At 66.7% G+C, this 26,568-nt stretch carries 27 protein-coding genes; 3 read left to right on the top strand and 24 right to left on the bottom strand.

Features of this window, described 5'->3' with window-relative positions; translation table 11 throughout:
* Positions 1-70: 70 nt before the first annotated feature.
* The 17 genes from N2K99_RS00520 to dacB form a co-directional block, all read right to left on the bottom strand.
* Complete coding sequence (locus N2K99_RS00520) at positions 71-2,578, bottom strand: ATP-dependent Clp protease ATP-binding subunit (RefSeq protein ID WP_227920628.1); 2,508 nt, start codon at positions 2,576-2,578, stop codon at positions 71-73.
* A 96-nt stretch (positions 2,579-2,674) separates the two neighbouring features.
* On the bottom strand, positions 2,675-3,001 hold the full coding sequence (locus N2K99_RS00515; protein WP_227920626.1) for an Lsr2 family protein: 327 nt from the start codon (positions 2,999-3,001) through the stop codon (positions 2,675-2,677).
* A gap of 276 nt (positions 3,002-3,277) precedes the next feature.
* Positions 3,278-4,732, bottom strand: coding sequence for a lysine--tRNA ligase (lysS, locus tag N2K99_RS00505; protein ID WP_227920958.1), 1,455 nt, complete (start codon positions 4,730-4,732; stop codon positions 3,278-3,280).
* 136 nt (positions 4,733-4,868) lie between these two features.
* Positions 4,869-5,768, bottom strand: coding sequence for a pantoate--beta-alanine ligase (gene panC / locus N2K99_RS00500; RefSeq protein ID WP_227932626.1), 900 nt, complete (start codon positions 5,766-5,768; stop codon positions 4,869-4,871).
* 32 nt (positions 5,769-5,800) lie between these two features.
* The gene (locus N2K99_RS00495; RefSeq protein ID WP_227932627.1) at positions 5,801-6,721 is read right to left on the bottom strand and encodes a Rossmann-like and DUF2520 domain-containing protein; all 921 of its coding nucleotides are present in this window, start codon (positions 6,719-6,721) and stop codon (positions 5,801-5,803) included.
* A complete protein-coding gene (locus N2K99_RS00490) occupies positions 6,708-8,306 on the bottom strand; it encodes a PH domain-containing protein (RefSeq protein WP_227932628.1) in 1,599 nt (532 codons plus the stop codon). The genes N2K99_RS00495 and N2K99_RS00490 overlap by 14 nt, the downstream gene beginning before the upstream one ends.
* A complete protein-coding gene (locus tag N2K99_RS00485) occupies positions 8,303-8,815 on the bottom strand; it encodes a PH domain-containing protein (protein ID WP_227920614.1) in 513 nt (170 codons plus the stop codon). The genes N2K99_RS00490 and N2K99_RS00485 overlap by 4 nt, the downstream gene beginning before the upstream one ends.
* The gene (locus tag N2K99_RS00480; protein ID WP_227920612.1) at positions 8,808-9,314 is read right to left on the bottom strand and encodes a DUF3180 domain-containing protein; all 507 of its coding nucleotides are present in this window, start codon (positions 9,312-9,314) and stop codon (positions 8,808-8,810) included. Before N2K99_RS00480 ends, N2K99_RS00485 begins: the two co-directional genes overlap by 8 nt.
* A 4-nt stretch (positions 9,315-9,318) precedes the next feature.
* Complete coding sequence (gene folK / locus N2K99_RS00475; protein WP_227932629.1) at positions 9,319-9,810, bottom strand: 2-amino-4-hydroxy-6-hydroxymethyldihydropteridine diphosphokinase; 492 nt, start codon at positions 9,808-9,810, stop codon at positions 9,319-9,321.
* The gene (gene folB / locus N2K99_RS00470; protein ID WP_227932630.1) at positions 9,807-10,208 is read right to left on the bottom strand and encodes a dihydroneopterin aldolase; all 402 of its coding nucleotides are present in this window, start codon (positions 10,206-10,208) and stop codon (positions 9,807-9,809) included. Before folB ends, folK begins: the two co-directional genes overlap by 4 nt.
* A 4-nt stretch (positions 10,209-10,212) precedes the next feature.
* A complete protein-coding gene (gene folP / locus N2K99_RS00465; protein WP_227920605.1) occupies positions 10,213-11,118 on the bottom strand; it encodes a dihydropteroate synthase in 906 nt (301 codons plus the stop codon).
* Between the two features lie 7 nt (positions 11,119-11,125).
* Entirely contained in the window at positions 11,126-11,740 is a 615-nt protein-coding gene (gene folE, locus N2K99_RS00460; protein ID WP_227920602.1) for a GTP cyclohydrolase I FolE, read from the bottom strand.
* Positions 11,741-11,810: 70 nt separating this feature from the next.
* The gene (gene ftsH, locus N2K99_RS00455; protein ID WP_227920600.1) at positions 11,811-13,895 is read right to left on the bottom strand and encodes an ATP-dependent zinc metalloprotease FtsH; all 2,085 of its coding nucleotides are present in this window, start codon (positions 13,893-13,895) and stop codon (positions 11,811-11,813) included.
* Between the two features lie 186 nt (positions 13,896-14,081).
* Positions 14,082-14,633, bottom strand: a complete 552-nt coding sequence (gene hpt / locus N2K99_RS00450; protein ID WP_227920598.1) for a hypoxanthine phosphoribosyltransferase — start codon at positions 14,631-14,633, stop codon at positions 14,082-14,084.
* Between the two features lie 38 nt (positions 14,634-14,671).
* Positions 14,672-15,715, bottom strand: a complete 1,044-nt coding sequence (gene tilS / locus N2K99_RS00445) for a tRNA lysidine(34) synthetase TilS (RefSeq protein WP_374200028.1) — start codon at positions 15,713-15,715, stop codon at positions 14,672-14,674.
* Between the two features lie 114 nt (positions 15,716-15,829).
* On the bottom strand, positions 15,830-17,014 hold the full coding sequence (locus N2K99_RS00440) for a zinc-dependent metalloprotease (protein ID WP_227932631.1): 1,185 nt from the start codon (positions 17,012-17,014) through the stop codon (positions 15,830-15,832).
* A gap of 67 nt (positions 17,015-17,081) precedes the next feature.
* Positions 17,082-18,509 carry a D-alanyl-D-alanine carboxypeptidase/D-alanyl-D-alanine-endopeptidase gene (dacB, locus tag N2K99_RS00435; protein WP_227920593.1) on the bottom strand — a complete coding sequence of 476 codons (1,428 nt, stop codon included), beginning with the start codon at positions 18,507-18,509 and terminating at the stop codon, positions 17,082-17,084.
* 218 nt (positions 18,510-18,727) lie between these two features.
* Between dacB and N2K99_RS00430 the strand changes: the two genes are divergently transcribed.
* Entirely contained in the window at positions 18,728-19,273 is a 546-nt protein-coding gene (locus N2K99_RS00430; RefSeq protein WP_227920953.1) for an inorganic diphosphatase, read from the top strand.
* Between the two features lie 81 nt (positions 19,274-19,354).
* On the opposite strand, the gene N2K99_RS00425 is transcribed toward N2K99_RS00430, so the two are convergent.
* Complete coding sequence (locus tag N2K99_RS00425; protein ID WP_227920591.1) at positions 19,355-19,567, bottom strand: hypothetical protein; 213 nt, start codon at positions 19,565-19,567, stop codon at positions 19,355-19,357.
* A gap of 88 nt (positions 19,568-19,655) precedes the next feature.
* Between N2K99_RS00425 and N2K99_RS00420 the strand changes: the two genes are divergently transcribed.
* Positions 19,656-20,291, top strand: a complete 636-nt coding sequence (locus tag N2K99_RS00420) for a hypothetical protein (RefSeq protein ID WP_227920590.1) — start codon at positions 19,656-19,658, stop codon at positions 20,289-20,291.
* 1 nt (position 20,292) lies between these two features.
* On the opposite strand, the gene N2K99_RS00415 is transcribed toward N2K99_RS00420, so the two are convergent.
* Together N2K99_RS00415 and serS are read right to left on the bottom strand one after the other, a co-directional pair.
* The gene (locus N2K99_RS00415; protein ID WP_227920584.1) at positions 20,293-21,138 is read right to left on the bottom strand and encodes an HAD family hydrolase; all 846 of its coding nucleotides are present in this window, start codon (positions 21,136-21,138) and stop codon (positions 20,293-20,295) included.
* Between the two features lie 141 nt (positions 21,139-21,279).
* On the bottom strand, positions 21,280-22,554 hold the full coding sequence (gene serS, locus N2K99_RS00410; protein ID WP_227920582.1) for a serine--tRNA ligase: 1,275 nt from the start codon (positions 22,552-22,554) through the stop codon (positions 21,280-21,282).
* Between the two features lie 67 nt (positions 22,555-22,621).
* Between serS and N2K99_RS00405 the strand changes: the two genes are divergently transcribed.
* Positions 22,622-23,695, top strand: coding sequence for a diacylglycerol kinase family protein (locus tag N2K99_RS00405; protein WP_227932632.1), 1,074 nt, complete (start codon positions 22,622-22,624; stop codon positions 23,693-23,695).
* A gap of 46 nt (positions 23,696-23,741) precedes the next feature.
* Here the strand turns inward: N2K99_RS00405 and N2K99_RS00400 are convergent, their stop codons facing one another.
* Genes N2K99_RS00400 through N2K99_RS00385 form a run of 4 tightly spaced genes read right to left on the bottom strand, consistent with a single transcriptional unit; the run spans position 23,742 to position 26,425 of the window.
* Positions 23,742-24,059: a hypothetical protein gene (locus N2K99_RS00400; RefSeq protein WP_227920578.1), complete on the bottom strand. Its 318-nt coding sequence runs from the start codon at positions 24,057-24,059 to the stop codon at positions 23,742-23,744.
* 37 nt (positions 24,060-24,096) lie between these two features.
* A complete protein-coding gene (locus N2K99_RS00395; protein WP_227920576.1) occupies positions 24,097-25,071 on the bottom strand; it encodes a DNA topoisomerase IB in 975 nt (324 codons plus the stop codon).
* A gap of 50 nt (positions 25,072-25,121) precedes the next feature.
* Entirely contained in the window at positions 25,122-26,102 is a 981-nt protein-coding gene (gene pheA / locus N2K99_RS00390; RefSeq protein ID WP_227920573.1) for a prephenate dehydratase, read from the bottom strand.
* A complete protein-coding gene (locus N2K99_RS00385) occupies positions 26,099-26,425 on the bottom strand; it encodes a rhodanese-like domain-containing protein (protein ID WP_227932633.1) in 327 nt (108 codons plus the stop codon). The genes pheA and N2K99_RS00385 overlap by 4 nt, the downstream gene beginning before the upstream one ends.
* Between the last annotated feature and the right edge of the window lie 143 nt (positions 26,426-26,568).

The raw sequence follows: 26,568 nt of genomic DNA, 5'->3' as shown, positions 1-26,568 counted from the left end.
CGCCAAAGGACCCGGCGGGCTGCCTGCCCGCCGGGTCCTTTACCCGTGCATTGGTTGTACTGAGCGGCTGTTAGTCGCTGACGCCGGCTTCGATTGCCGGGGAAGCTTCCTCAATTGCCTTCGGAACGCCGCTGCCGACGAAGGTGAACTTCGCTTCGTCGCCTTCGCCCTCGACATCCACCGAGATGACTTCGCCGGGCTTCAGCTCGCCGAAGAGGATCTTCTCGGACAGCTGGTCCTCGATTTCGCGCTGGATGGTCCGGCGCAGCGGCCGGGCACCCATCGCGGGATCGTAGCCGCGCGTTGCCAGCAGCACCTTGGCAGCCGGGGTGAGCTCGATGCTCATCCCCTTCTCGGCCAGGCGCTCACTCAGCCGGTTCAGGAACAGGTCCACAATCTGGACAATCTCGTCCTGGGTCAGCTGCGGGAAGACCACGGTGTCATCAACACGGTTGAGGAACTCGGGGCGGAAGTGCTGCTTCAGTTCTTCCGTCACTCGAGCCCGCATCCGGTCATAGCCGGTCTTGGTGTCCGTGCCGGACTGGAAGCCCGTCATAACGCCCTTGGAGATGTCCCGGGTACCAAGGTTGGTCGTCATGATGATGATGGTGTTCTTGAAGTCCACCATCCGGCCCTGGGCGTCGGTCAGGCGGCCGTCTTCGAGGATCTGCAGCAGCGAGTTGAAGAGGTCCGAGTGGGCCTTCTCCACTTCGTCGAACAGCACCACGGAGAACGGACGGCGGCGGACCTTTTCGGTCAGCTGCCCGCCTTCTTCGTAGCCCACGTATCCGGGAGGAGCACCAAACAGGCGCGAGACCGTGTGCTTCTCGGCGTACTCGGACATGTCCAGCGTGATGAGGGCGTCCTCGTCACCGAACAGGAACTCCGCAAGGGCCTTGGCAAGCTCGGTCTTACCGACGCCGGTGGGGCCGGCGAAGATGAACGAGCCGCCCGGACGCTTGGGGTCCTTCAGCCCGGCCCGCGTACGGCGCATGGCCTGCGAGATGGACTTGATGGCCTGGTCCTGACCGATGACGCGCTTGTGCAGTTCGTCTTCCATCCGCAGCAGGCGGGTGGACTCTTCCTCGTTCAGCTTGACCACGGGGATGCCGGTGGAGTTGGCAAGCACCTCGGCGATGAGTTCCTCATCCACCTCGGCAATGTCATCCAGGCCGCCGGACTTCCACTGGCGTTCCTTCTCCGCGCGCTGATCCTGGAGCTTCTGCTCCTTGTCGCGCAGGGAGGCGGCACCTTCGAAGTCCTGGGAGTCGATTGCGGACTCCTTTTCCATCTTCAGCGCCGAGATCCGCTCGTCGATTTCCTTCAGCTCCGGCGGAGCCGTCATCCGGCGGATCCGCAGGCGGGCGCCGGCCTCGTCAATCAGGTCGATTGCCTTGTCCGGCAGGAACCGGTCACTGATGTACCGCTCCGCCAGCGTGGCTGCAGAGGCAAGTGCGGCATCGGTGATGGAGACGCGGTGGTGCGCTTCGTAGCGGTCACGCAGGCCCTTGAGGATCTCGATGGCGTGTGCCACCGAGGGCTCGGCAACCTGGATCGGCTGGAAGCGGCGCTCCAGCGCGGCGTCCTTCTCGATGTGCTTGCGGTACTCGTCCAGCGTGGTGGCACCAATGGTCTGCAGCTCGCCCCGGGCCAGCATCGGCTTCAGGATCGATGCGGCATCAATGGCGCCTTCGGCGGCACCCGCACCCACAAGGGTGTGGATCTCGTCGATGAACAGGATGATGTCGCCGCGGGTGCGGATTTCCTTGAGGACCTTCTTCAGGCGTTCCTCAAAGTCGCCGCGGTAGCGCGAACCGGCAACCAGTGAACCGAGGTCCAAGGTGTAAAGCTGCTTGTCCTTCAGGGTCTCGGGCACGTCGCCGCGCACGATCGCCTGGGCCAGCCCCTCTACGACGGCGGTCTTGCCGACGCCGGGCTCGCCGATCAGGACAGGGTTGTTCTTGGTCCGGCGTGACAGCACCTGCATCACGCGTTCCATTTCATGCTCGCGCCCGATAACCGGGTCGAGCTTGGATTCACGCGCGGCCTGTGTGAGGTTGCGGCCGAACTGGTCCAGCACCACGGATCCGGCGGGCTGGCCTTCCTGCTGCTGGCCACCGGTGGAGACGGGCTCTTTGCCCTGGTAGCCGGAAAGCAGCTGGATGACCTGCTGGCGGACACGGTTCAGGTCAGCACCGAGCTTGACCAAAACCTGCGCGGCGACGCCTTCACCTTCACGGATCAGGCCGAGCAGGATGTGTTCGGTGCCGATGTAGTTATGGCCGAGCTGCAGGGCTTCACGGAGCGAAAGCTCCAGCACCTTCTTGGCGCGGGGGGTGAAGGGGATGTGGCCGGTCGGGGCCTGCTGGCCCTGACCGATGATCTCCTGCACCTGCTCGCGGACAGCACCAAGCGAGATGCCCAGGGATTCAAGGGCCTTAGCAGCGACACCTTCACCCTCATGAATGAGCCCAAGCAGAATATGCTCGGTGCCGATGTAGTTGTGGTTGAGCATGCGGGCCTCTTCTTGGGCAAGCACGACAACGCGACGGGCACGGTCGGTAAATCTTTCAAACATGAGGCACACTCCTAGCTAACGCGTAATTCGATGCTACGTGCCCCAGGGGTGCTTAAGGAGCTTGTTCGCCATGGGCGTGAGAGGCGGGCGGTATGCCTAGCCCTGCGCGGCCCGGTAGGCGTCGATGATCTCGCTGTTCACGCGGCCGCGTTCCGAAACGGTGTAGCCGTTCTTGCGGGCCCATTCGCGGATCTGCGCTGCTTCATTGCTGCGGGCCGAGCCGGCGCCGCGCGGACGTCCGGTGCGGCCTCCGACCTTGCGGCCGGCATCTACATAAGGCTTCAGTGCATCGCGGAGAGTTTTCGCATTGTCTTTCGACAGATCAATCTCGTACTGTGACCCGTCCAAGGCAAACCGTACGGTCTCATCCGCACTTCCTCCGTCGACGTCATCCACGAGAATGATTTTTACCTTTTGCGCCATGACAGGCTCCTAAGCAGCTAAAAATGGGAAGACTAATTATGAGACCACTTAGAGTATGACGCAATTGGTAAAGCCCCGTCAAAGTACTTGGCTATTTATTCTCTTCTTCACTCGGTTTTTTCAAAGCTTCATGGTCTACACTCTGGTCAGCTTCCCGTTCTGCCTCGGCAAGGGCCTGCCGCTCCGACCGGTCCGAGTTAAGCAGGGCCCTCATCACGAAATAAAAGAGAGCTGCAACACAAATTGACGGCAGGAGGACTTCTACATATTCCATGGCTAACCCATTTCCGGCTTAAGGAGGGGAAACAGAATTGTTTCCCTGATTCCCGTATTCGTGAAAAGCATCACAAGGCGGTCAATTCCCAGACCGATGCCGCCCATGGGCGGGGCACCGTATTCCAATGCCCGCAGGAAGTCCTCGTCGAGGGCCATGGCCTCGTCATCGCCGCCGGCCGCCAGCAGGGACTGCTCGGTGAGGCGTTCACGCTGGATAACCGGGTCAATCAGTTCCGAGAAAGCCGTGCCGCGTTCCATGCCGCCGATGATGAGGTCCCAGGCTTCGATCAGGCGGGGGTCCTCGCGGTTCGGACGGGCGAGCGGCTGGGCCGACGGCGGGTAGTCGTACACGAAGGTCGGCTGCAGCAGCGTCGGCTCCACAATTTCGCCGAATAGTTCAATAACCAGCTTTTCCGCGTCCCACTTCGGATCCACCTTCACACCGTGCTTTTCCGCAATATCGCGGAGCACGGCGGCGTCGGTGTCCGGGGTGATCTGCGTGCCCACCGCTTCGGACAGGCCGGGGTACACGCTCAGCCAGCGCCACTCGCCGTCCAGGTCAATAGTGCCGGCCGCGGTTTCGATCTTCCGGCTGCCCATGAGGTCCGCACAGTGCAGGATGATTTCCTTCATCCGCTCGGCCATCACGAACTGGTCCGCGTAGGCCTCATAGCATTCCAGCGTGGTGAATTCGGGGGAATGCGTGGAGTCGACGCCCTCGTTGCGGAAAATGCGCCCGATTTCGAACACCCGCTCGATCCCGCCCACCACTGCACGCTTGAGGTAGAGCTCCGTGGCGATGCGCAGGGTCATCTTCTGGTCGAAAGCGTTCAGGTGCGTTTCGAACGGCCGGGCAGCGGCACCGCCGTGCACCAGCTGCAGCATGGGGGTTTCCACCTCCACATAGCCGTGCCCGTGCAGGGTGTCACGGACGCCGCGGATAACTGCCGCGCGCTTGTAGACCATGTCCCGCGCTTCGTCGCGGACCATCAGGTCCACATAGCGCTGGCGGACACGGGTTTCCTCACTCAGTCCGGCGTGCAGCACCGGCAGCGGGCGCAGGGCCTTGGAGGCCATCGACCAGGACTGCGCCATCACCGAGAGTTCCCCGCGGCGGGAAGAGATCACCTCTCCGCGGATAAAGACGATGTCGCCCAGGTCCACCAGCGACTTCCAGTCCGCCAGGGATTCCTCGCCGACGACGGCCAGGCTGAGCATGGCCTGCAGCCGGGTTCCGTTGCCTTCCTGCAGGGTGGCGAAGCAGAGCTTTCCGGTGTTGCGGATGAACACCACGCGGCCGGTGACGCCCACGGTCTCGCCGCTGGCTTCGTCGGCCTCCAGGTGGCCGAACTTTTCGCGTACTTCCTTGAGGGAGGCGGTGCGTTCCACCCCTACCGGGTAGGCCTCATCCCCCCGGTCGATGAGCCGCGCACGCTTCTCGGCACGGATGCGCATCTGTTCGGAGGTGTCTGCGGCTTCGGGAACGGGGTTAGATGTGGTCACGGTTATTAAGTTTACAGAGCAAAGCACCGCTCCCGGTTCCTGCGCTCCGTGCACAGCACCGGGTACGCACGGAGCACAGGTACTTTCGCTACGGCAGCAGGGTGTTGTCGATCAGGCGGACCGGACCGACCCGTGCGGCCAGCAGCGCCAGCGCGGTCCCGGCCAGCGGTGCGCCGGCAGTGTCCGGGAGCGGTTCAAGGGTCTGCGGGTCCACCACCTCGAAGTAGTCCAGTTCCACTCCGGGCTGCGACGTAACGAGTCCGACGGCGTCGGGCAGGTCCAGGGGCCGGCCCGCCGCAGCGCGTTCCTTCAGCAGGTTCAACGCCCGGGACAGCACAAGTGCCGCCTGCCGCTGGCCGGCGTCGAGGAAGCGGTTCCGGCTGGATTCGGCGAGTCCGTCCGCGGCCCGGACAATCGGCACACCGGTGATCTCCACGGCGAAGTTGAGGTCCGAGACCATCCGCCGGATCAGGGCCACCTGCTGGGCGTCCTTCTGCCCGAAGTAGGCCCGGAAGCGCGCCGGTACCGGCGGGGCTGCCAGGTGGAAAAGCTTGGCGACCACGGTCAGCACGCCGTCGAAGTGTCCCGGCCGGACGGCACCCTCCCAGCGGGTGCCCATGGTGCCGGCGCTCACGCGGACCAGCGGCGCTCCGCCGGGGTACATTTCGGCCTCTGACGGGGCGAAGACCAGGTCCACCCCGGCGCGGCCCAGGAGCTCGAGGTCCGCATCGAGGGTGCGGGGGTACCGCTCGAGGTCGGCCGGGTCGTCGAACTGCAGGGGATTGACGAACACCGAGGCGGTGACGACGTCGTTGTCCGCCCGGGCGGCGCCCATCAGGGAGGCGTGCCCTTCGTGCAGGGCACCCATGGTGGGAACCAGCGCGAGGGAGGGAAGGCGGGAGGGGTTGGCTGCGGCCGCTTTTTCGAGCAGCTCCTCGGTGGCGGAGCGCAGTTCGGCGGCGGTGGTGACGAGGCGGGGGGTGTTCAACGCTGTCCTTCTATGGGGGTTCGTTCGGATGTTCAGGGTTCCTGCGGGTCCCGCAGGGCGGCCAGGATGGCTTCGCCCTGCTGGGGGGTGAGCAGTCCGCGGTCAACGGCCCGGGAGGCAGTTGCGGCGGAGAGTGCGGCGTAGGCGGCGCGGAGGTCCTCCGTGCCTGCCTCGGCAAGGGCGCGGGTATGCGCGGCCGCGGTGCCGACGTCGCCCCGGGCCACCGGGCCGGTGAGGGCTCCCTCGCCGGAGGCCAGTGCGTTTTCCAGCGACGCGCGCATGAGCGGCCCCAGGAGCCGGTCCGGATGTTCGACGCCGAGGCCCGCCAGCAGCTGCGTGGACTGGGAGGCCAGGGTGACCAGGTGGTTGGAGGCATGCGCGAGGGCCGCGTGGTAGAGCACGCGGTCCGCTTCGTCGATGACGACCGGTTCGGCGCCCATCTCCACCACGAGTGCCTGGGCGATCGGCAGGACGGCGGCGGGGGCGCTGATGCCGAAGGAGCAGTCCGCCAGCCGGGTCAGGTCCAGGCTCATCCCGGTAAAGGTCATGGCCGGGTGCAGTGCCAGGGGAATGGCGCCCGCTGCCCGCGCCGGGGCAAGGATTTCCGTGCCGAACCGCCCGGAGGTGTGGGCTACCAACTGTCCCGCCTGCCAGGCGCCGGTTTTTGCCAGTCCGGAGACCAGCGGGCCCAGGGCATCGTCCGGAACGGCGAGCAGGACCAGTTCGGAGCGTTCCACGATGTCCGGAATCTCAAGGATCGGCACTCCCGGAAGCAGGTTTTCCGCCCGTTCACGGCTGGCATCGGAAACCGCGGAAACCCCGACGACGGCGTGCTCGGCCGCGCGCAGGGCAGCACCGAGGACGGCACCGACCCGGCCGGCACCGATGACGCCGACCCCCAGGCGGCCGCGGCGTCGGCGTTCTTCGACGCTGGCTGAATCAGCGGTGTTCATGGGGAGGCTCCTCCTTGGAGACGGGTACTGGTGTGACGGGGGTGGAGGGCGGGGCGGCAGGGGCCGGAGCCGGAGCCGGGGCGGCAGGTGCGGACTTCGCCGGGGACGGGCCGGTTCCACGCAGCCACTGTTCCGGGAGGTCCCGGCGGCGGGCGGTCCGGGCACGCAGCGCCTGCTCGTGGAGCAGCTGCCGGGCGGTGTCCGCATCGATTTGGACCACTCGAGGGGAAACCGGGCCGGGAGTGGAGTGCAGGGCCAGGTCTGCCAGGCCCAGGCGGCGGGCCACCGGGCCCTGCTCAAGGGCAAGGGACTGGGTCCTGCTGTGCGGCACCACCTGAAGCGACCGCCACAGGAATCCGTGCCGGGACAGGAGCGCTGTCTCCGTGACCAGGTAGCCGTTCCGGCGCCGGGAAAGCGGGGACAGCCACCGGGCACGCCGCGGCGAAACGGTGAAGCCCGCTGCCGGGCCGGACCCGTTCATGCCTGCGGTGAACACTCCCACCGGATCCTCGGTTCCCGGGTCGGGGACAACCAGGGCCAGCATCCGCAGTACCTCTTCCGAGGTACCCGCGGGCAGCAGCCGGGTGCGCGCGGAGGATTCACTGTCGGCGCCGGCTCCATACCCTGCAACGTTCACGGAGATCGAATACCAGCCGGTAATCCGCCACAGCGGCGGCTGCCGCACCGCGAGGGCCTGGATCCGGCCCGGCGGTACCGTCTGCGCGCGGGTGTCCAGCAGTCCGGAGCGGATCCGGATACCTTCCCGTGACACGGAGGCACGGAAGTTGAAGCCGGAACTGAACAGGCCCCAGTACGCACTGCCAAAACCGAAAATGATGGGCACCATGGCGGCGATGGACGCGGCCTCGCCCGTGAGCGCCGTCAGGACAATTACTCCCGCAACGGCCAGGACCAGGAAGACGGTGGTCCCGGACAGCAGGACGGAGGCGATCACGCGTCCGGCCGACAGCGCCAGCACCTGCTGTTCGCCCGGCACCGTTGCGTCACCGGTACCGCTGCCGCCGTCTGACTGTTTTTCGTCGGCACCGGAGGCGTCCTCGAGGATCCGTGCCCGCAGCTGCTGCGCGTCCGGCAGCCGAAGGAAAGCCAGGCGCACTGCCGATTCACCGGCGTCGGCCACTTCAAAGCGCAGTTCGGCCAGCCCGAAAATCCGTGCAAGCAAGGGTTGGACAATGTCGATGGCCTGCACCCGGTCCAGCCGTGCCTGGCGTTGGCGGCGCACCACCACTCCGGAACGCACGCGGATATGGTCATGCGTCAGCTGGTAGCGGGTAACCCACCAGGAGAGGAAGAAAGAGCCGGCAATAACCACCAAGGCGATCCCCAGGGCCAGCACCGTCCAGAACAGTGCCGTGCCTGCGGGCAGGTCCATGCGGCCGTCGGTGAACCACGACTCAACCTGGTCCCTGCCCACAAAATAGGCGAGGGCGGCCAAGGCTATCCAGCCGCGGACCAGCGGGGAAACCGGATGCACCCTTTTCCATTCGGGTTCCGTCTTGATTGCCGGATCGATGCCGGCGGTTTCGGGGTCCTCGCCCGGGCCCCGGGCGGCGCCGGCGGTCACAGTCCGGCCAGCTGCGCTTCGCCGCGGGCGGACAAATGCTCCCGCAGGCGGGCACCCTCGTCGGCCGGCAGTCCGGCAATGCCGGCGTTGGTGCCCGGGGCGGCGGTATGGAGTTTCAGCGTGCACAGCCCGAAGGCTCGTTCGAGGGGTCCAACCGCCACGTCCACGTACTGCATCCGGCCGTAGGGAACCACCAGGGTGCGCTGGAAGAAGATGCCCCGTCGGAGCAGCAGGTCCTCGTTGCGTTCGGCGTAACCGATCGCACGGACCTGGCGGGGAAGCAGGAGCCCGCGCCACAGCAGGGTTACGGCAAAGAAGACGGGCAGCCCCCACGCCAGCCACGCAGGGTATCCGGGCCAGATTCCGGTGAGGCGCAGCACCAGCGGAAGGCCGGTCACCACCAGCGTGATTACGGTTTCAATCCCCCAGCTCAGCAGCCTCAGCCGCAGGTACTTCGGTGAAACGCGCTGCCACTGCACTGCAGCAGGGTCGATTGCCTCGCTAGGCATAATCTCCTCCATCCCCCGATCCATCTCCTGAGCCGGGCTCGGGCCCGGTGCCGTCCTTGTCGACAGGGGGCAGCTTACAGAACCGCTCTACGGTAAGCCCCGTGGCAATCATCAGGATCCCGCCGACGCTGACGGCGAGGGAGGACCAGGTGCCCGCGTGGCCCGGCCGCAGCGACCACAGGGGCAGCTGGGTGAGGAAGACAGCGGCATGCCAGCCGAGCAGCAGGGCCCCGGCGTAGGCGAGTGCCTGCGCCAGGACAACCGTGCGGGCGGCGGCAATGGGATCCAGGTCCCGGTCCCGCCGGCCGTTGCGCCAACTGCGCACCCGCAGTCCGAGGAAGAGGGTGGCACCGGTCACCAGGATGATGGCCACCAGCGCCACCGAGCTCAGCACGGGTGCGGGATAGCCGTTTTCCGACAGGAAGAAGTTCGCCGCCCAGCCCACAACGCCGGCAGCGAGGCCGATGACGGCCAGCCACCGGTATTGGATGCTGGTCACGGGCTCATTCTCCTTCGAAGATTTCGAGTCCGGGAAGGTCCTCGGCTCGGGCGGCCAGCTCGGCCACGGGCACCGAATCCAGCCGGGCGTCGGGTTCCATCCAGGCCCAGGGCTGCAGGACGAAGGCCCTCACGGCTGCACGGGGGTGCGGAATGGTGAGGTCCTCATCATCCAGGTGCAGGTCCCCGTACGTGATGATGTCGACGTCGAGGGTCCTCGGACCCCAGCGGACAATGCGTTCGCGGTGGTGGCGTGCCTCGACGGCCTGGCAGTGCGCCAGCAGGGCGTGCGGTTCGAGTTCGGTTTCGATCGCCACCACGAGGTTGAGGTAGTCGGGCTGTTCAGGGCCGCCGACCGGACGTGTGCGGACCACGGGGGAAACGGCGCTCAGCCGGACCTGCGGATGGTCTGCAAGGTCCGCTACCGCTGTGGAGAGGGTGTCCCGGCTTTCCCCGAGGTTGCTTCCAAGGGCAAGGACACAATGGACGGCACTCATGCGCGCTCCCGGTGGATGGTCACCGCAACGTCGCCGAATTCCACCGTGATCGGCGCCTTCGGCTTATGCACCGTGACCTCAACTGCGGCAAGGACGGGGAAGGAAGCCAGGACGGCGTCCGCAATCCGGCCCGCCAGTGCCTCGATCAGGTTCAGCGGTTCCCCGGTGATGATCTGCACCACGCGTTCGGCAACCTCGCCGTAATGCGCCGTCAGCGTCAGGTCATCCGTGGCCGCTGCCGGCCCCAGATCGGTATACAGGACCAGATCCACAACGAAGGGTTGGCCGTCCCGCCGCTCATGGGGGAAGACACCGTGGAAACCGGTGGCAGTGATGCCGCTCAAGGTGATCCGGTCCCGTGTTCCGGGGGCCGTTCCGGAAACTCCGGTGCTCAGCATCCGGCTACCCTTTCCATGCCGCGGCGACTTTTACGGCATCAAGGCTGGCCGGCACGTTGTGCACGCGCACTGCCCAGGCACCGGCGGACGCCGCCAGTGCGGTCACCGCGACCGTAGCGTTGTCGCGTTCCAGCGGCTGGGCAGCCTTCCCGTAGCTGGTGAGCAGCGAGCCGAGGAAACGCTTGCGGGATGCACCGATAAGTACGCGGTGGCCCAAGGCGCCGAGACGGTCGATTCCGCGCAGCAGCTCCCAGTTGTGTTCGCCGTCCTTGGAGAAGCCCAGTCCGGGGTCGAGGATGATCTGTTCGGGGGCCGCACCGGCGGCGTAGAACCGGTCACGGACCTTCAGCATTTCCGCTGCCACCTCTTCGACGACGTCGGCGTAGCTGGCGTTGGGGTCATTGCTGCGGACGTTGCCGCGGCTGTGCATAAGGATGTAGGAGACCCCCGTACGAGCAACAAGCCCGGGCATCCCAGGATCGGTTTCGGTGCCGGACACGTCATTGATGATCGCGGCGCCGGCTCCAATCGCCTTTTCCGCCGTGGCCGCATTCATGGTGTCGATGCTGATGAGGGCTCCTGCACGGACCAGGGCCTCGACCACGGGCAGGACCCGCTCCTGCTCCTCTTCCGGGGAGACGCGGACGGAGTCAGGCCGGGTGGATTCACCGCCGACGTCGATGATGTCCGCGCCTTCGTAGTGCATCTTCAGCCCCGCACGGATTGCTGCGTCGGTATCGGCGAATTGCCCGCCGTCGCTGAAGGAATCGGGCGTGACGTTGAGGACGCCCATGACCAGGGTGCGGTCGGTGGGAAGGTCGGAGAGCTTGCGCGCCTTGCGGGCGGGCCGCAGTACGGGCAACGGGGAGGTTGCCGGTCCGGTGCCGGGTGCGGCAGCGAGTGAATCCATGGTGGTCCTATCGTCCTAGTATCAGGCTCATTGCTTCTGCGCGGGTCGCGGTCTCGCGCAGTTGGCCGCGCACCGCCGAGGTCACGGTCTTGGCGCCTGGCTTGCGTACCCCGCGCATCGACATGCACAGGTGCTCGCATTCAATAACCACTATGGCACCGCGGGGAGAAAGATTGGTCATCAGTGCGTCCACGATCTGGGTGGTCAACCGCTCCTGGACCTGGGGCCGCCGGGCGTAGATGTCAACCAGCCGGGCGAGCTTCGACAGTCCGGTCACCTTACCCTCGTGGGAGGGGATGTAGCCGATGTGCGCGGTGCCGTGGAACGGCACCAGATGGTGCTCGCAGGTGGAATAAAAGGGAATGTCCTTGACCAGGACCATTTCTTCGTGGTCCAGGTCAAAGGTGGTGGCCAGCAGGTCCGAGGGACTCTGGTGGAGGCCGCCGAAAATCTCGGTGTAGGACTTGGCCACCCGGCTGGGGGTTTCCCTTAAACCGTCGCGGTCCGGGTCCTCCCCGATCGCGAGGAGGATTTCCCGGACCGCCCGTTCAATCCTTGGCTGATCCACCGGGGAATCCGCTGCCGCTTCGGCGGTCAGTAGTTCATCATCGAAATCCGTCACTGGTCGATCCTATCGCGCCGGTACTTCGTTCCCCGGCTATGCCGGGCGGCCCCCGCAGGGCCGCCCGGCCCTACGCCTCGGGGGGCGTGCTGCCGTTGCTTCCGCTCCGGCCGGGAGTGCTGCCGTTCCCGCTGCCCTGGGGCAGGCCGTTGCTGGACACATCGAAGTCCTGCGGCAGGTCGGCGTCGGCAATCTGGTCCTGGGGAGCAACCGAGGCCGGATCCGGGGCACCGATTTCCTTGGCCTGGCGCCGTTCCTTCTGCGAAACCACCGGCGGCATGCTGTGGACGGGGCGAGTGGGCTTGGAGAGCCAGACTTCGCGGACATCGCGCTTGCGCACATCGGAGAAGACCTCGGCGATCTCCGCCTGGTTCAGGGTCTCCCGCTCCAGCAGCTCCAACGCGAGCCGGTCGAGGACGTCGCGGTTCTCGGTGAGGATCTGGTACGCCTCGTCATGCGCGTTGTCCAGCAGGCGCCGAACCTCCTCGTCAACCACGTAGGCCACCTGGTCGGAGTAGTTGCGTTCCTGGCCCATGTCCCGGCCCAGGAACGGCTCTCCGCCGCCCGAGCCAAGCTTGACCGAACCGATCCGCTCGCTCATGCCGTACTGGGTGACCATCTTGCGGGCCGTGGACGTGGCCTTTTCGATGTCATTGGAGGCACCGGTGGAGGGGTCGTGGAAGACGATCTCCTCGGCGACGCGGCCGCCCATTGCGTAGGCGAGCTGGTCCAGGAGCTCGTTGCGTGTGATCGAGTACTTGTCGTCCTGCGGCAGGACCATGGTGTAGCCGAGTGCCCGGCCGCGCGGCAGGATGGTCACCTTGGTGACCGGGTCCGTGTTCCGCAGTGCCGCGGCCACGAGGGCGTGTCCGCCTTCGTGGTAGGCGGTGATCTTGCGTTCAAGTTCCTTCATGACGCGGCTGCGCTTCTGCGGGCCGGCGATCACGCGGTCGATGGCCTCGTCCAGTGCGCGGTCGTCAATCAGGTCCGCGTTGGAGCGGGCGGTCAGCAGCGCTGCTTCGTTCAGGACGTTGGCCAGGTCCGCGCCGGTGAAGCCCGGAGTCTTCCGCGCGACGGTCTCGAGATCCACTCCCGGAGCCATCGGCTTGCCCTTGGCATGGACCTGCAGGATGTGCAGGCGGCCCTGCATGTCGGGGGCCTCGACGCCGATCTGGCGGTCGAAGCGGCCCGGACGCAGCAGTGCCGGGTCCAGGACGTCGGGCCGGTTGGTGGCAGCGATCAGGATGACGTTGGTATTGCCGTCAAAGCCGTCCATCTCCACCAGCAGCTGGTTCAGCGTCTGCTCGCGTTCGTCGTTTCCGCCGCCGACGCCGGCGCCGCGGTGGCGCCCGACGGCGTCGATCTCGTCCACGAAAATGATGGCCGGGGCGTTGGACTTGGCCTGTTCGAAGAGGTCACGGACGCGGGAGGCGCCCACACCGACGAACATTTCAACGAAGTCCGAGCCGGAGATCGAGTAGAACGGCACACCGGCCTCGCCGGCGACGGCGCGGGCCAGCAGGGTCTTACCGGTGCCGGGAGGGCCGTAGAGCAGCACGCCCTTGGGGATCTTTGCGCCCACGGCCTGGAACTTGCCCGGATCCTGCAGGAATTCCTTGATCTCGTGCAGTTCCTCGACGGCTTCGTCGGCGCCCGCGACGTCGTCGAAGGTTACCTGGGGCATGTCCTTGTTGGTCAGCTTGGCCTTGGACTTGCCGAACTTCATCACCTGGGAGCCGCCGCCCTGCATGCGGGACATCAGGAACCAGAAAATCAGGCCGATGATGATGAACGGCAGGAACAATCCGAGGAAGCTGGTGAACCAGTTGGTCTGCACCGGCTGGTCGGTGTAGTTAGCCCCGGAATCGTTGACCGCCTGGACTATTTCCTCGCCGCGCGCAGTGCTGAAGTAGAACTGGACGTCAGTGACGCCCTTGTCATCAACGCCGCTGTCATTCAATGTCAGGTCGACCCGCTGCTCGCCGTCATAGATCTTCGCCTGCGAGACTTTGTCCTGGTCGAGAAGCTCGATGCCTTCCTTGGTGTCCACTTGCGTGGCCCTGGTGGCAGTAAGGCTCGGCACGATGATCAAAAGAGCGGCCAATGCCAGCGCGATCCAAATGACCGGCCCCTTGAAGAAGTTCTTGGATTTCATTCGTCGTCAGGGCTAATGCCCCGTCCCTCCTGGTCAACAACGCTGGTATGCGCGGAATTTACCTACTAGCTATACACGGTCCCCCAGAAGAACACGGTCCGGGGAAGGGTTTAGTTCCCTCAGGGCGTAGAGCAGCGCGTGCGGAACGGTCCCTGCAGGTGACCGGGAGGAACGGGGCCGGAACCGTTATTCGTAAACGTGCGGCGCGAGGGTGCCGATGAAGTCCAGGTTGCGGTACCGCTCTGCAAAGTCCAGGCCGAAACCGACAACGAACTCGTTGGGGATTTCATAACCGACATACTTAACGTCGATTTCCACCTTGGCCGCATCCGGCTTGCGCAGCAGGGTGCAGATTTCCACGCTGGCCGGTCCGCGGGATTCCAGGTTGGCGCGCAGCCAGGAGAGCGTGAGGCCGGAGTCGATGATGTCCTCGACAATCAGCACGTGCTTGCCGAGCAGGTCCGTCTCAAGGTCCTTGAGGATACGGACGACGCCGGAGGACTGCGTGCCGGAGCCGTAGGAGGACACTGCCATCCAGTCCATGGTGACGTGGCTGTGCAGGGCGCGGGAGAGGTCAGCCATAACCATCACGGCTCCCTTGAGCACGCCGACCAGCAGGACGTCGCGGCCGGCGTAGTCGCGGTCAATTTCGGCCGCCAGTTCATTGATCCGGGTTTGGATCTGTTCCTTGGTGTAGAGAACGTGCTTGAGATCTGACTGGACGTCGTGTGAATCCACGAATGACTCCCGGGTGCGAGGTGTTGCAGCTTTGGATGTTAGGTGCTGCTCTTTTTCCTAAACACAAGATTGCCATAGCTTGAGCCGCCGTGGTGAACCGTTTTGGCGCGCGGCTGGCGGTAGACGCTGACTTTCCCCACCAGCTGGACGGGTCCCGCCGACCCGGTCCGCCGCAGCAGCGACTGGACCGCCGCGAGGCGCTCGTAGCTCGGCTGCGCACCGCCGAGTTCGAGCGCGGCGAGGGCCAGTACGCGCTGGCGGACGGCGGGGGCAAGGTTCCGCAGCTGCTCTTCGGGCAGCAGCAGCTCCTCGGAATCCGGGACGTCACCGGCCGGACCCGCGACGCGCAGCTCCGCAAAGGCCTGCGCCGCGACGGCGTCCAGGTAGTCGGCGTCGGCGGAGAGGATACGTGAGGAACGGAACAACGCTTCGGCGATGCCGGGGCCCAGCTTTTCTTCCAGGAACGGCAGCACTTCTGTACGGACCCGGGACCGGGCGTAGGCGGGATCCTGGTTACTGGGATCGTGCCAGGGATCCAGCCCGGCGTGCTCGCAGATCTCGACGGTCTGCTCCCTGCGCAGGCCCAGGAAGGGCCGCAGGTACTTTCCCCGTACAGCGGGCATGCCGGCCAGGGACCGGGTGCCGGAACCGCGCATCAGGCCCAGCAGCACCTGCTCGGCCTGATCGTCAAGGGTATGGCCAAGCAGGACGGCGTCGGCGTCCAGTTCCTCCACTGCAGCGTCCAGTGCGGCATAACGGACCGTCCGTGCCGCCGCTTCGGGTCCCATGCCGGAGGCCGGCACTTCCACCTTCCGGACGAGGACGGGCTCCAGGCCCATCCCTTCCAGCTTGCCCCGCGCGGAGGCGGCCACGTCGGCACTGCCCGGCTGCAGGGAGTGATCAACGACGACGGCGCCGACCCGGTAGTCCCCCCGCCGGGAGAAGAACGAGGCGGCCAGCGCCAGGGCAAGGGAATCGGGCCCGCCGCTGCAGGCAACCAGGATCAGCGGCGGATGGTCTCCGCCCGGGGCCAGGCCGGCGTCGCGCAGGGTGTCGCGGATGCTGTTGCGGGCATCCCCCAGCGTCGGAAGGAGCCGTTTGCGTACCCGCGGCGCCGGTCGGGCGGGAGGTGCCGCGGTGTCCGCTGGGGAGCCGGTGTTGGTGGAGTTGTTGGAGTTTTCGTCGAGCACGTTCAGTTACAGTCCCATCCGGGCAATCCATAGGTCCGCGGAGTGGATCTCCGCTTCGGTCGGGAGGTTTTCAGGGCGCTCCCACACCCGGTTGAAGCCTTCCATGCCCACCGAGTCGGTGACGGCGCGGACAAAGCGCGCGCCGTCGCTGTACTGGCGCATCTTGGCATCCAACCCCATGACCTGGCGGAAGAAGCGGTCAATCCAGGTGCGCTTGGCGCCGCGGTTGTTGAACCGCTGCCGGATGGTTTTGACGCTGGGCACGATGCTCGCATCCACGGCGTCCATGACCACGTTCGCGTGGCCTTCCAGCAGCGACATCACGGCCGTCAGGTGCGACAGGCGTTCCTTGTCCTCCGGATCCTGCAGCAGGGAGAGCAGGTCCACGGACTTGTGCGGCACGCCGTCGGCGTCCACGCCGCCCTTGGGTGCTGCCAGCGCCTTCACGGCGGAGCCCAACCGCTCGGAAATGGTCTGCGCCTTGTCCATCATGCCGTTGGAGAGCTGGCTGATCTGCTCCAGCATGTGCCCGCGCAGCCAGGGAGCGGCGGCGAACTGCACCCGGTGCGTCTGCTCGTGCAGGCAGACCCAGAGGCGGAAGTCGGCGGGTTCCACGTTCAGTTCGCGTTCCAGCGTGACGATGTTCGGGGCCACCAGCAGCAGCCGCCCGCCGGGTTTGCCGACGCCGCCCAGCGCGGCAAAGGGATCGTACTGGCCCAGGACCTTGCTCGAGAGGAAGGCGAGGATAGTGCCCAACTGCGCGCCGGTCATGGTTCCGCCCAGTGCGGTGTTGGCGGCGGCCAGCTGTTCCGGCCGGGTTTCGGCCAGGTGCTGCAGGGCCGGTCCCATCAGCACCGAGAAGCTCTGCGAGTTGGCGCGGGCCCAGGAGGCCCGGTCCACAATCAGCACGTCCGAGTCCCGCAGGTCCCGGGCGGCGTCCAGGCCGGTGATGCGGTGGACGTGCGCAACGGAGGCGTCGGCGGCGGCCCGCAGGTCCGCCACGGCGTCGCGGATCTCGCGGGCGGACATCTTCGGTCCGGGCGCCACCATGGCCGCGGCGGTGGAAGCCGCCAGGTCCCAGTTCACCAGGGACGGCGCCCCGCCGGCAGACGGATGGGCGTCGGTATTTTGCCCTGCAGGGGCGGAAGGCGCGGGGACGGGGGTCGGACGGCTTCGCTCGTTGCTCTCCATTGCTCCATTCGACCACATTGGCTTCCGGCGCCACACCACCTTGGGGGAAGGAACCGTCTGCCCGCCGTTAGCGGCAGCCGCACCCGGCCAGCACCGCGGCGGCGGAATCCACCGCATCCCGTGCCTGCTGGGTGTTTCCGTCCAGGCCGCTGGCTATGAAAGTGAAGGCAAGTACCCGGCCGTCGGCGTCGGCGGCGTACCCGGTCAGCGCGGTGACCGCCAGCAGGGTTCCCGTCTTGGCCCGCACAATCCCCGCCGCTCCCGAATCGGCGGTCTCGTCATACCGCCCGGCCAGCGTTCCGCTCAGGGCAGCAACGGGCAGTCCGTCCGCGACAGCGCGCAGATCGGGATCGGTAGTGGTGAGGAGGATCTGCATCAGCGAGTTCAACTGCGAGGCGGACACTGACGTTTCACCGGACAGGCCGCTGGTATCCCCGAGCACCATTGCTCCGGGGTCCACGCCAAGGGCGGTCACTTCGGCTGCAACGGTCTCGATTCCCCCGGCAAAGGATGCCTCCCGGTCCGTCGCAGCGGCGCTGAGCCGGGCCAGCACCTCCGCCAGGTAATTGTCCGAGTTCAGCAGCATGTAGTCGACCTGTTCGGCCAGCGGTGCGGAGCGGACCTCGGCGAGGGCATCAGCGCCTGCCGGAGCGGCGCCGCGTTCAACAGACAGCTCGACGTCGATGCCCCTGGGTGCCAGGGCGGCAGCCAGCGCGGCGCGGTAGGACTCCCCGGCGGACAGGGCGGCGTCGCCAACGCGGGGTCCAGGCCCGGTGCCTTCCTCTGCCCACGCCGAACTCACCGCAAGGGAATGGATCGGGGCGATCTCGCCCGCCGCGACGTCGGCTTCCCCCCACGCGTCCGAAAGCGCCGGGCCGGTGAACAGCGAATCATCCACCAGCACCTTCACCGGGCCTGCGGTTTCCTTTTCGGCAAGCGCCGCGGCGGTCTTTTCGGCCAGGGTGGCCAGCCCGGCGCGGCCAGCCACGGAATCGGGGTCCGACAATCCGGCAGTCAGCAGCACATCGCCGCCGCCGCGCAGGACCACGGTGCCGGGGTCTTCCCCCGGCAGCGCGGTGGTGGGAAAGCGCGTCCCGCCGTCCATCGCGGACAGCGCTGCGGCGGCAGTCAGGACCTTGAGGCTTGAGGCGGGGGCCAGCCCGGCGGCGCCGTCGCGCTCATAAAGCACCGTGCCGGTGAGCGCGTCCTGCACCACGGCGGAGAAGGTGCCGCTGCCGTCCACGGCCAGTTCTGCGTCCAGCAGGCGCCCCAGCTGCTCCGCATCCGGCATCGGGTCCGACGCCTTCGGAGCAGACACCAGCGCGCTGTCCGTGAGCTTCACGGGTGCCTGCTGGTAGCCGGGAACCACCTCGGCGCGCTGCAGCCGCGGTTCGGTCAGGGCTTGGGCAACCGGCGGGAGGGCATAGCAAGCCAGCGGAACCAGCAGCACTGCGAAGGCCAGGGCCAGCAGAGTGCCGGAGAACATCCGAGACATGTCCCACCGACTCTTTCATTTCCGCCGGCTTGCCCGGCCCGTTCCGGCCCTGCACACGTTCTGTGCACAGGACATATATCTTTAACACTAGACCGACGCCGGCGTCCGCCCCGATCTTTCCGGTCGCGGGGCATGCCGGCGCATGATCGCCAGCCAAATCTTTCCAGTGGTTCCTCCGCGGGCCACGCCAGTGAGGAGTCGCAATGCCCGAAACGCCCATGACGCTCGACGTCACCATCGAGATCCCCAAGGGATCCCGGGTCAAGTACGAAATTGACCACGAAACGCACCGCCTGCGCCTGGACCGGGTCCTGTTCACGTCCATGGCCTACCCCACCCACTACGGGTACTTCGAGAACACCCTCGGCGAGGACGGCGATCCCCTGGACGCGCTGGTGATGCTGCAGGACTTCGACCTGATGCCCGGCGTACTGGTGGAATCCCGCCCCATCGGCGTATTCAACATGGTTGACGACGGCGGCGGAGACGCCAAGGTTCTCTGCGTTCCCGTGGACCCGCGCTTCAACCACATCCAGGACATCTCGGACGTCTCCGACTTCCTGCTCGACGAGATCAAGCACTTCTTCACGAAGTACAAGGACCTGGAGCCGGGCAAGTGGGTTGAAGCCGCTGACTGGGCGGGCCGCGAGGACGCCGAAGCCGAGGTCAAGGCATCCCTGGAGCGCTTCAAGGCACACGGCGAAGGCCACGAAGAGGACGAGGCCCAGGGCCGCGACGTCGACGCCAACCCCATCAACAACTAGTTCTTCCTACCGGCTTGCCGGTACGACGGCGGCTGCTCCCCTTGCGGGAGCGGCCGCCGTCGGCGTTTAACTAAGGCAATCTCAGTTGCCGTGTGCCCTGCGCCGCGCCCATGCGCGCAGGTCTCCCGCATGGGTCCTGGCCGGGACAACCGCCACCAGTACGGCTGCCGCAAGGACAATCCAACTGGAGGTCAGCCAGGCCGCCCACACGCCCAGGAGGACAACGCCCGCGCCGAACAGCAGGCGAAGCAGCGGGCGGCGATCCGGGCCGGGCGCTTGGTCTTGGCTGGTCATGCGCCCGACTCTACAGCTCCCGACTACAGCTGGGGCGCGCCACAACCGGATTCGGTTGTTTTCCCCAGGGATCTGACATGCTGATGCCATGCATTTTGTGCTGACCATCAACCAGCGGGACTCCCGGGAGGTCGGGGACCTGGTTCCGGACCTGATCCGTTCCCTTCGGCATCTGCCTGCCGCCGTTCCCTTCCAGCGCACCGTCGGTGACGAAGCCCAGGGGGTGCTGACGGATGCAGCCACCGCTGTGGAAGCCGCGCTGACAGCGGTCCGGCAGCGCCGCTGGCACGTAGGGGTGGGCGTCGGCGAGCTCCAGGTTCCCCTCCCCGACGATCTGCTGGACGCACGGGGCTACGGACTGGTCTACTCGCGGCGTGCCGTGGAGCGCGCCCAGCGCACCGGCGACCGTGTGCCGCTGGCGGTGGACGGGCCGGATGCGGAACTGGCAGCGGAGGCGGAAGCCGTGCTGCGCCTGCTGGGCCTGATTGTGGCCGCTCGGTCCGAGGCCGAGTGGAAGGTACTGGACCTGATGACCCCGGGAGCGCGCGGGCAGCAGAAATTCGTGGCCCAGGAACTGGGAATCACGGCGCAGGCCGTGAGTAAGGCAGTGGTCCGGTCCCACTGGAGTGAAGAATGGGCCACCCGTCCGGCCGCCGCGCGGCTGCTGGGACTGGTCTACGGCCCGGCCTCACTTCCGCCGGCCGCACTCCCCTACCGGGCGTGAGCTAGGCCTCGTCCAGCACGCTGGACAGCACGCTCGCCGCACCGTCCTCGTAGACCGTGCCGGTGACCTCGGAGGCTGCTGCCAGGACCTCGTCCGGCGCCTGTCCCATGGCCACGCCGCGGGCGGCCCAGTCCAGCATCTCGATGTCGTTGCGGCCGTCGCCCAGGGCAATGGTCAGCGTCGGATCGACTTCCAACCGGCGGCGGACCAGTTCCAGCGCGCTGGCCTTGGTAACACCGGAGGCGGCGATATCCAGCCAGGCAGTCCAGCCCACGGAGTACGTCACGCCGTGCAGGCCGATCGCCTCCACCGCGTCGCCGAATTCCTCCGCGGTGCTGTCGGTACTGAAGACAACCACTCGTACGGCCTGTGCCTCCAGCATCGACTCAAAGTCCACGGCGAGGGCTTCGGCGCCGAAGCTGGCGTCCTGGAAGCGTTCGGTGGACAGGAAGCGCCCTTCAGCGTCCTCCAGGGCGAATTTTGCGGTTGGAAGCTTCGCCCGCAGCGCGGCCAGTGCCGGTTTCGGGTCGAAGACCACACGGTCCATCACTTCGTAGCCGTCTTCGAGGGTGGGGTCCAGGCGCAGGGTCACGGCACCGTTGGAGCACACGCAGTATCCCTGGGTCAGGCCCAGGAGTTCGAGGATGGGCAACGCGGCCCCGTAGGACCTGCCGGTGGCCACCACCAGGTGATGCCCTGCCTGCAGGGCCTTTCGTGCGGCCTCGCGCACGCCCGGGGACATGTGGCCGTCGTGGTCCACGAGGGTTCCGTCTACGTCGAGGGCTACCAGGTGCCGCTTGTCAGGGGTTCGCTGGTCTTCGATGCCAGCGGTACTCAAAGTTGTCATCGTTTTATCTAAGCAGATCGGTAAGGAAGGCGGCTAGGACAGCCGCCACAGGACATACCGCCGGACCGCGGATGCGCGCCCGGGTAAACGACGGCGGGACCGAAGGGCAGTGCCCTTCGGTCCCGCCGGCCTGGGATGGAGCTAGAGGACCGGAAGGACTTCCAGGCCGCCCAGGTACGGCTGAAGCGCAGCCGGGACATTAACCGAGCCGTCCGGGTTCTGGTGATGTTCCAGGATGGCGACGATCCACCGGGTGGTGGCCAGGGTTCCGTTCAGGGTGGCAACCGCGCGGGTGCCCTTGCCCTCGGCCTGGCGTTCGCGGATGTTCAGGCGCCGGGCCTGGAAGGTGGTGCAGTTGGAGGTGGAAGTCAGCTCGCGGTAGGCATTCTGGGTGGGAACCCAGGCCTCGCAGTCGAACTTCCGCGCCGCGGACATGCCCAGATCGCCGGCCGCCGTGTCGATGACCCGGTAGGGCAGTTCGACCTTGGCCAGCATTTCCTCTTCCCAGGCCAGCAGCCGCTGGTGCTCTTCCGCTGCATCCTCCGGCCGGGTGTAGACAAACATTTCCACCTTGTTGAACTGGTGGACGCGGATGATGCCGCGGGTGTCCTTGCCGTGCGAGCCGGCTTCGCGGCGGTAGCAGGAGGACCAGCCGGCGTAGCGGACCGGGCCGCCGTCGAGCTCAAGGATTTCGTCTGCGTGGTAGCCGGCCAGCGGCACCTCGGACGTGCCCACCAGGTACAGATCGTCTTCGGCCAGGCGGTAGATCTCGGCGTCGTGCGCCACATCGAAGCCGGTGCCCTGCATCGTCTCGGGACGGACCAGGGTAGGGGTGATCATCGGGACGAATCCGGCCTTCACGGCCTGGTCCATGGCCATGTTCAGCAGTGCCAGTTCCAGGCGGGCACCGACGCCGCGCAGGAAGTAGAAACGGGAGCCGGAGACCTTGGCGCCGCGTTCCATGTCGATGGCGCCGAGCAGCTCGCCGATTTCCAGGTGGTCGCGGGGCTTAAAGCCCTCGGCCTCGAAGTCGCGGGGCTTGCCGACGGTCTTGACTACCTCGAAATCGTCCTCGCCTCCGACCGGAACGCCGTCGGACACCAGATTGGGGATCCGGCGCATCAGCGCATCGGACTCCGCCTGGATGGCGTCGGCTTCGGCGCCGGCGGCCTTCACCGCGGCAGCCAGTTCCTTCACCTCGGCCAGGAGGGCCTGCTTCTCTTCGCCCTTGGCGGCGGCGACGCGCTTGCCGAACGCGTTCTGCTCGGCGCGCAGGGTCTCGTAGCGGGTCCGGGCGTCGCGGCGGGAGGCATCAGCGGAAATGATCGCGTCCACAAGGCTCTCGTCGGCCAGCCGGGCGCGCTGGGAGGCTCGGAACTTTTCGGGGTTTTCGCGGAGCTCATTTACATCGATCACGTCTCAAGAGTACCCAAAACCTGCCCGGCCTTGGCTTTGCAGGGCGGCGGCTATTCTGGGAGGCATCATGCCCGTTGAAATTACCCTCCTCCTTGTCCTCGTCGCCGCACTGTTGGCCTCCGCCGCAACCTGGGCCATTGCCGGCACCCGAAGCAGGAGGCGGGCGGTGGCGGACGCGGCGGTGTTCGCCCCGCGCGGAGCGGCCCACCAGCGGGTGGCAATGGTCGTCAATCCGATCAAGGCGCATGCTGCCGACGCCGAGACGCTGCTGAGGGCTTCCTGCGAGCTGGCGGGCTGGGACCCGCCGCTGATCCTGGAAACCACCGTGGACAGCCCGGGCTATCTCCAGGCGCTGCAGGCGCTGGAGTCCGGGTCCGACGTCGTCCTCGCCGCGGGCGGCGACGGCACCATCCGCGAAGTCTCGCGCGCGGTGGCGCATTCCGGTGCCGCCCTGGGCCTGATCCCGCTGGGCACCGGCAACCTGCTGGCCCGGAACCTGGATATCTCCGTGGCGGACCTGGCGGGAAACATCCGTAACGCCCTGCACGGGGACGTGCGGCGGATCGACATGGCGGACATTGTGCTCGAAGATGCCTCCACCGGCGGGCGTTCCCACAACGCTTTCCTGGTGATGGGCGGGATCGGCCTGGATGCCCAGGTGATCGCCGCTACCCGGGATGAGCTCAAGAAACGGGTGGGCTGGCTGGCTTACAGCGAAGCCGGCGTCCGACTGCTGCCGGGGCGGCGCACGCGGATGACCGTCAGCCTGGACGACGGTCCGGCGCAGTCACAGAAGGTGCACAGCGTGCTGGTGGCCAACACCGGACGCCTGCCTGCCGGCATCGACTTCATTCCCGACGCCGTGGTGGATGACGGACTGCTGGACGTCATCATCATTAGCCCGCGCAGCGTCCTGGGCTGGGCCTGGGTGGCAGGCAAAGTGATGACGCGCTATCCCAAGGACCTTCCGGTGATCCGTCACCACCGGGTCCGGAAAATCACGGTGACCGTCGCGGAACCCACGCAGACCCAGCTCGACGGAGACCTGACCGGTCCCGCCACCACCATCGCGGTGGAGGTGGACGCCGGAGCCCTGCTGGTCCGGGTGCCGCCCTCGCCCGCCCTGCCGCCGGAGGCATAAAAACGGCGCCGCACCGGTGGGTGCGGCGCCGTTTCGCAGGAAGGCGTTACTTGCCGTCCTGGGTGCCCTCGGAGTCGGTGTAACCGCCTTCGCGGTCCTCGTCCGTCTTGGCGCCTTCCGTGGCGGTGTACTTGCCTTCGTCCTCGTTGGGAGAGGACTGCTCGCGGATCAGTGCCTCTTCCTCGGCAAAGCGGATGTCGTTGCCCTGGTCGCCGACATCGCCGCGGTAGTTATCGTCGTTGGTGGAAACACCGCTGGGCTTCGGGTCCTTGAGCTGCTCTTGTTCGTTGGGGTACTCGCTCATGCCGGCACCTTCCTTCTTGTGGTGGTTGTCCAGTGCGCCAATACTGCGCGCGCCTTCCATCAGCATACTTATTGCCGGTCCCGGCGGAAACACCCGGTTAATCCTCGAGCATGTTCCGGGTTGCGGTCTCCGACGCGGAGAACCCCGTCACGGGGATGACCTGGCCGTCGAAGAAGCGGTCCACCACGCGGGGATCGATGTAGGACTTGCGGGCGATTGCCGGGGTGTTGCCCAGATGCTCCGCCACGTCGCGTGCGGTTGCTGCCACGGCCTTCTGCTTCGCCCGGTTGGTAGCGGCTGCCGGCGCCATCCGGGCCAGGGACATGGCCGCCACCACCGTGGCCTGCCAGGTGCGGAAGTCCTTGGCGCTGAATTCTCCGCCCGTGACCTCCCTCAGGAAGGCATTCAGCTGGGCGGCATCCACGCTGTGCCAGGCGCCGTCCGCGCCGAGGTAGGCCAGGGCCGTGTCCGCGTCCGGGCGGCGGAGCATCGGTTCGAGGGCCGCCGCGAGGTCGGCATCCTTGATGGAGGTGTGCCACTCCTGGCCGCTCTTGCCGGGGAAGTCGAAACGCACTTCGGTTCCGTCCAGCCGCACATGCTCGATCCGCAGGGTGGTGGTGCCGTAGGACCCGTTGGCGTCCGCATACCGGGCGCCGCCGACGCGCAGCGCGCCGGCGTCGACAATCCGCAGGGCTGCGGCCAGGGCGCGTTCCGAGCTGCAGCCCTCGGCGCGCAGGTGCTTGGTGATCAGACGGCGGGCCGCCGGAAGGGACTGGGCGAACGCGAGGGCGCGGTCGAATTTCTCCCGGTCCTTCATTTCACGCCACTGCGGGTGGTAAATGTACTGCTTGCGTCCGGCGGCGTCGGTTCCCGTTGCCTGGATGTGGCCGTTGGCGTACGGGCTGATCCAGACATCCGTCCAGGCCGGCGGAATGGCCAGCGAGCGGATCCGCGCCACGACCGTGCGGTCGGTGATGACGTTTCCGCGGACATCCCGGTAACTGAATCCCTTGCCCCAGCGCCGGCGGGAGTAGCCGGGATGTTCGCAGTTGCTTCGCCGCAGTCGGCCCATGATGCGTCCCTTTCACCCGCCGCGGAACGGTTCGGCCGCAGCTTCCAGCCCTAGTATCCGTTCAGCAGGGACTCGAACCAAATGTCAGCGGCCCGAAATGCCTCGTCGCTGGTGTGCCGGGGTATCTCCGACTCGCGGTGGTCCGCCCGCGGATAGGACCCCAGGAAACGCAGTTCCGGGCTGATCCGGTGCAGGCCCTTCAACGCATCCGCCATCCGGGCATCGGCAACATGGCCGTCGGCGTCGATGCTGAAGAAATAATCACCGAGGAACATACCCGTGGGACGGGACTCGATCCGGCTCAGGTTCACCCCGCGGGTGGAGAACTGCTCGAGGATTTCCATCAGGGCGCCCGGGTGGTCCTCCGGCAGGGGAACTACCAGGGTGGTCTTGTCGGAGCCGGTTGGTTCGGGAAGCAGGCCGGGCAGGCTGATCATGACGAACCTGGTGACGGCATCGCGCACATCGCCGATGTCCTCCCCCAGGACTTCCAGCCCGAGCCGCTGCGCCACCAGCGGCGCGCAGATCGCGGCGTCGAAGGACGGATCGGCTTCGCTCAGTTCAACTGCTGCTGCGGCCGTTGAGGAAGCGGGCAGATATTCCGCCTCGGGAATATTTCCCGCAGCCCATTCCCGGCACTGCGCCCAGGCATGGGTGTGGGTGGAAACCGTGCGGATATCCGCCAGGGCCACCCCCGGGCGCGCCGCCAGGACAAAGGTGATGGGAACCAGGATTTCCCTCAGTATCCGCAGCGAGGCACCGGCGGAAAGCGCATCGAGGGTGGCACTGACGCCGCCCTCCACCGAGTTTTCAATCGGCACGACTGCAGCGGTGGCCTGCCCCGAGCGGACCATTTCCAGTGCGGAATTCACGCTGGGCGCCGGAATTCGGACGGCGTCCTGGGCGCCCGGGATGGTCAGCAGTGCAGCTTCCGTGAAGGTGCCCTCCGGGCCGAGGTAGGCATAAACCACGGTTTCCCCCAGCGGACCGCGGTGGTGCGGGGCGGCCTGGGTGTCGGCGGCATGCGTCATTTAACGGTCGGTTCCTGCCCGTTGTCGGACACCATGGGCTTCCCCGCCTCGAGCCAGGCACCCATCCCGCCGTTTACGTTGACGGCGGAGTAGCCGTTGGCTTCCAGCCACTGGGTGGCCCGGGCACTGCGGCCGCCGGTGCGGCAGATGACGGCAAGGTCCTGGTCCGGGTCCAGATCGTCAAGGGCCTCGGGCAGCCGGTCGAGCGGGACGTGGAGGGCGCCGTCAACGTGGCCGGCTTCCCACTCGTAGTCTTCCCGTACGTCGAGGATCTTCGCGCCCTCGGGAATGGTGTCTACGGTTACGCTCTGCATCTCACTCATTGCTGCCCTCACTGTCGTACGGAAATGTAGCCCCGCGCCGCGGTTCCGGGCACGCCCGGGCCCGCCGTACGGTGCCGTTTTGTCCAGCCTATAGTGGGACGCGGTCCGAGAGAATAAACGCCCGGACGCCGCCCGCACCGAAA

Origin of the sequence: Arthrobacter sp. zg-Y1110 (assembly GCF_025244865.1) — a bacterium.
Lineage (GTDB): Bacteria > Actinomycetota > Actinomycetes > Actinomycetales > Micrococcaceae > Arthrobacter_B.
This window is presented reverse-complemented; position numbering and strand designations above follow the sequence as displayed.

Excerpts from the sequence above, each read along its gene's own strand:
- folK (WP_227932629.1), bottom strand. The coding sequence starts at position 9,810 with ATGAGTGCCGTCCATTGTGTCCTTGCCCTTGGAAGCAACCTCGGGGAA.
- N2K99_RS00385 (WP_227932633.1), bottom strand. The coding sequence starts at position 26,425 with ATGAGTGAGATGCAGAGCGTAACCGTAGACACCATTCCCGAGGGCGCG.
- N2K99_RS00400 (WP_227920578.1), bottom strand. The coding sequence starts at position 24,059 with ATGGAAGGCGCGCGCAGTATTGGCGCACTGGACAACCACCACAAGAAG.
- N2K99_RS00515 (WP_227920626.1), bottom strand. The coding sequence starts at position 3,001 with ATGGCGCAAAAGGTAAAAATCATTCTCGTGGATGACGTCGACGGAGGA.
- N2K99_RS00415 (WP_227920584.1), bottom strand. The coding sequence starts at position 21,138 with ATGACAACTTTGAGTACCGCTGGCATCGAAGACCAGCGAACCCCTGAC.
- N2K99_RS00395 (WP_227920576.1), bottom strand. The coding sequence starts at position 25,071 with ATGGGCCGACTGCGGCGAAGCAACTGCGAACATCCCGGCTACTCCCGC.
- pheA (WP_227920573.1), bottom strand. The coding sequence starts at position 26,102 with ATGACGCATGCCGCCGACACCCAGGCCGCCCCGCACCACCGCGGTCCG.
- N2K99_RS00520 (WP_227920628.1), bottom strand. The coding sequence starts at position 2,578 with ATGTTTGAAAGATTTACCGACCGTGCCCGTCGCGTTGTCGTGCTTGCC.
- N2K99_RS00485 (WP_227920614.1), bottom strand. The coding sequence starts at position 8,815 with ATGCCTAGCGAGGCAATCGACCCTGCTGCAGTGCAGTGGCAGCGCGTT.
- N2K99_RS00495 (WP_227932627.1), bottom strand. The coding sequence starts at position 6,721 with ATGAACACCGCTGATTCAGCCAGCGTCGAAGAACGCCGACGCCGCGGC.
- folB (WP_227932630.1), bottom strand. The coding sequence starts at position 10,208 with ATGCTGAGCACCGGAGTTTCCGGAACGGCCCCCGGAACACGGGACCGG.
- dacB (WP_227920593.1), bottom strand. The coding sequence starts at position 18,509 with ATGTCTCGGATGTTCTCCGGCACTCTGCTGGCCCTGGCCTTCGCAGTG.
- ftsH (WP_227920600.1), bottom strand. The coding sequence starts at position 13,895 with ATGAAATCCAAGAACTTCTTCAAGGGGCCGGTCATTTGGATCGCGCTG.
- N2K99_RS00420 (WP_227920590.1), top strand. The coding sequence starts at position 19,656 with ATGCATTTTGTGCTGACCATCAACCAGCGGGACTCCCGGGAGGTCGGG.
- N2K99_RS00405 (WP_227932632.1), top strand. The coding sequence starts at position 22,622 with ATGCCCGTTGAAATTACCCTCCTCCTTGTCCTCGTCGCCGCACTGTTG.
- folP (WP_227920605.1), bottom strand. The coding sequence starts at position 11,118 with ATGGATTCACTCGCTGCCGCACCCGGCACCGGACCGGCAACCTCCCCG.
- N2K99_RS00440 (WP_227932631.1), bottom strand. The coding sequence starts at position 17,014 with ATGGAGAGCAACGAGCGAAGCCGTCCGACCCCCGTCCCCGCGCCTTCC.
- N2K99_RS00425 (WP_227920591.1), bottom strand. The coding sequence starts at position 19,567 with ATGACCAGCCAAGACCAAGCGCCCGGCCCGGATCGCCGCCCGCTGCTT.
- lysS (WP_227920958.1), bottom strand. The coding sequence starts at position 4,732 with ATGCGCATCCGTGCCGAGAAGCGTGCGCGGCTCATCGACCGGGGGGAT.
- N2K99_RS00430 (WP_227920953.1), top strand. The coding sequence starts at position 18,728 with ATGACGCTCGACGTCACCATCGAGATCCCCAAGGGATCCCGGGTCAAG.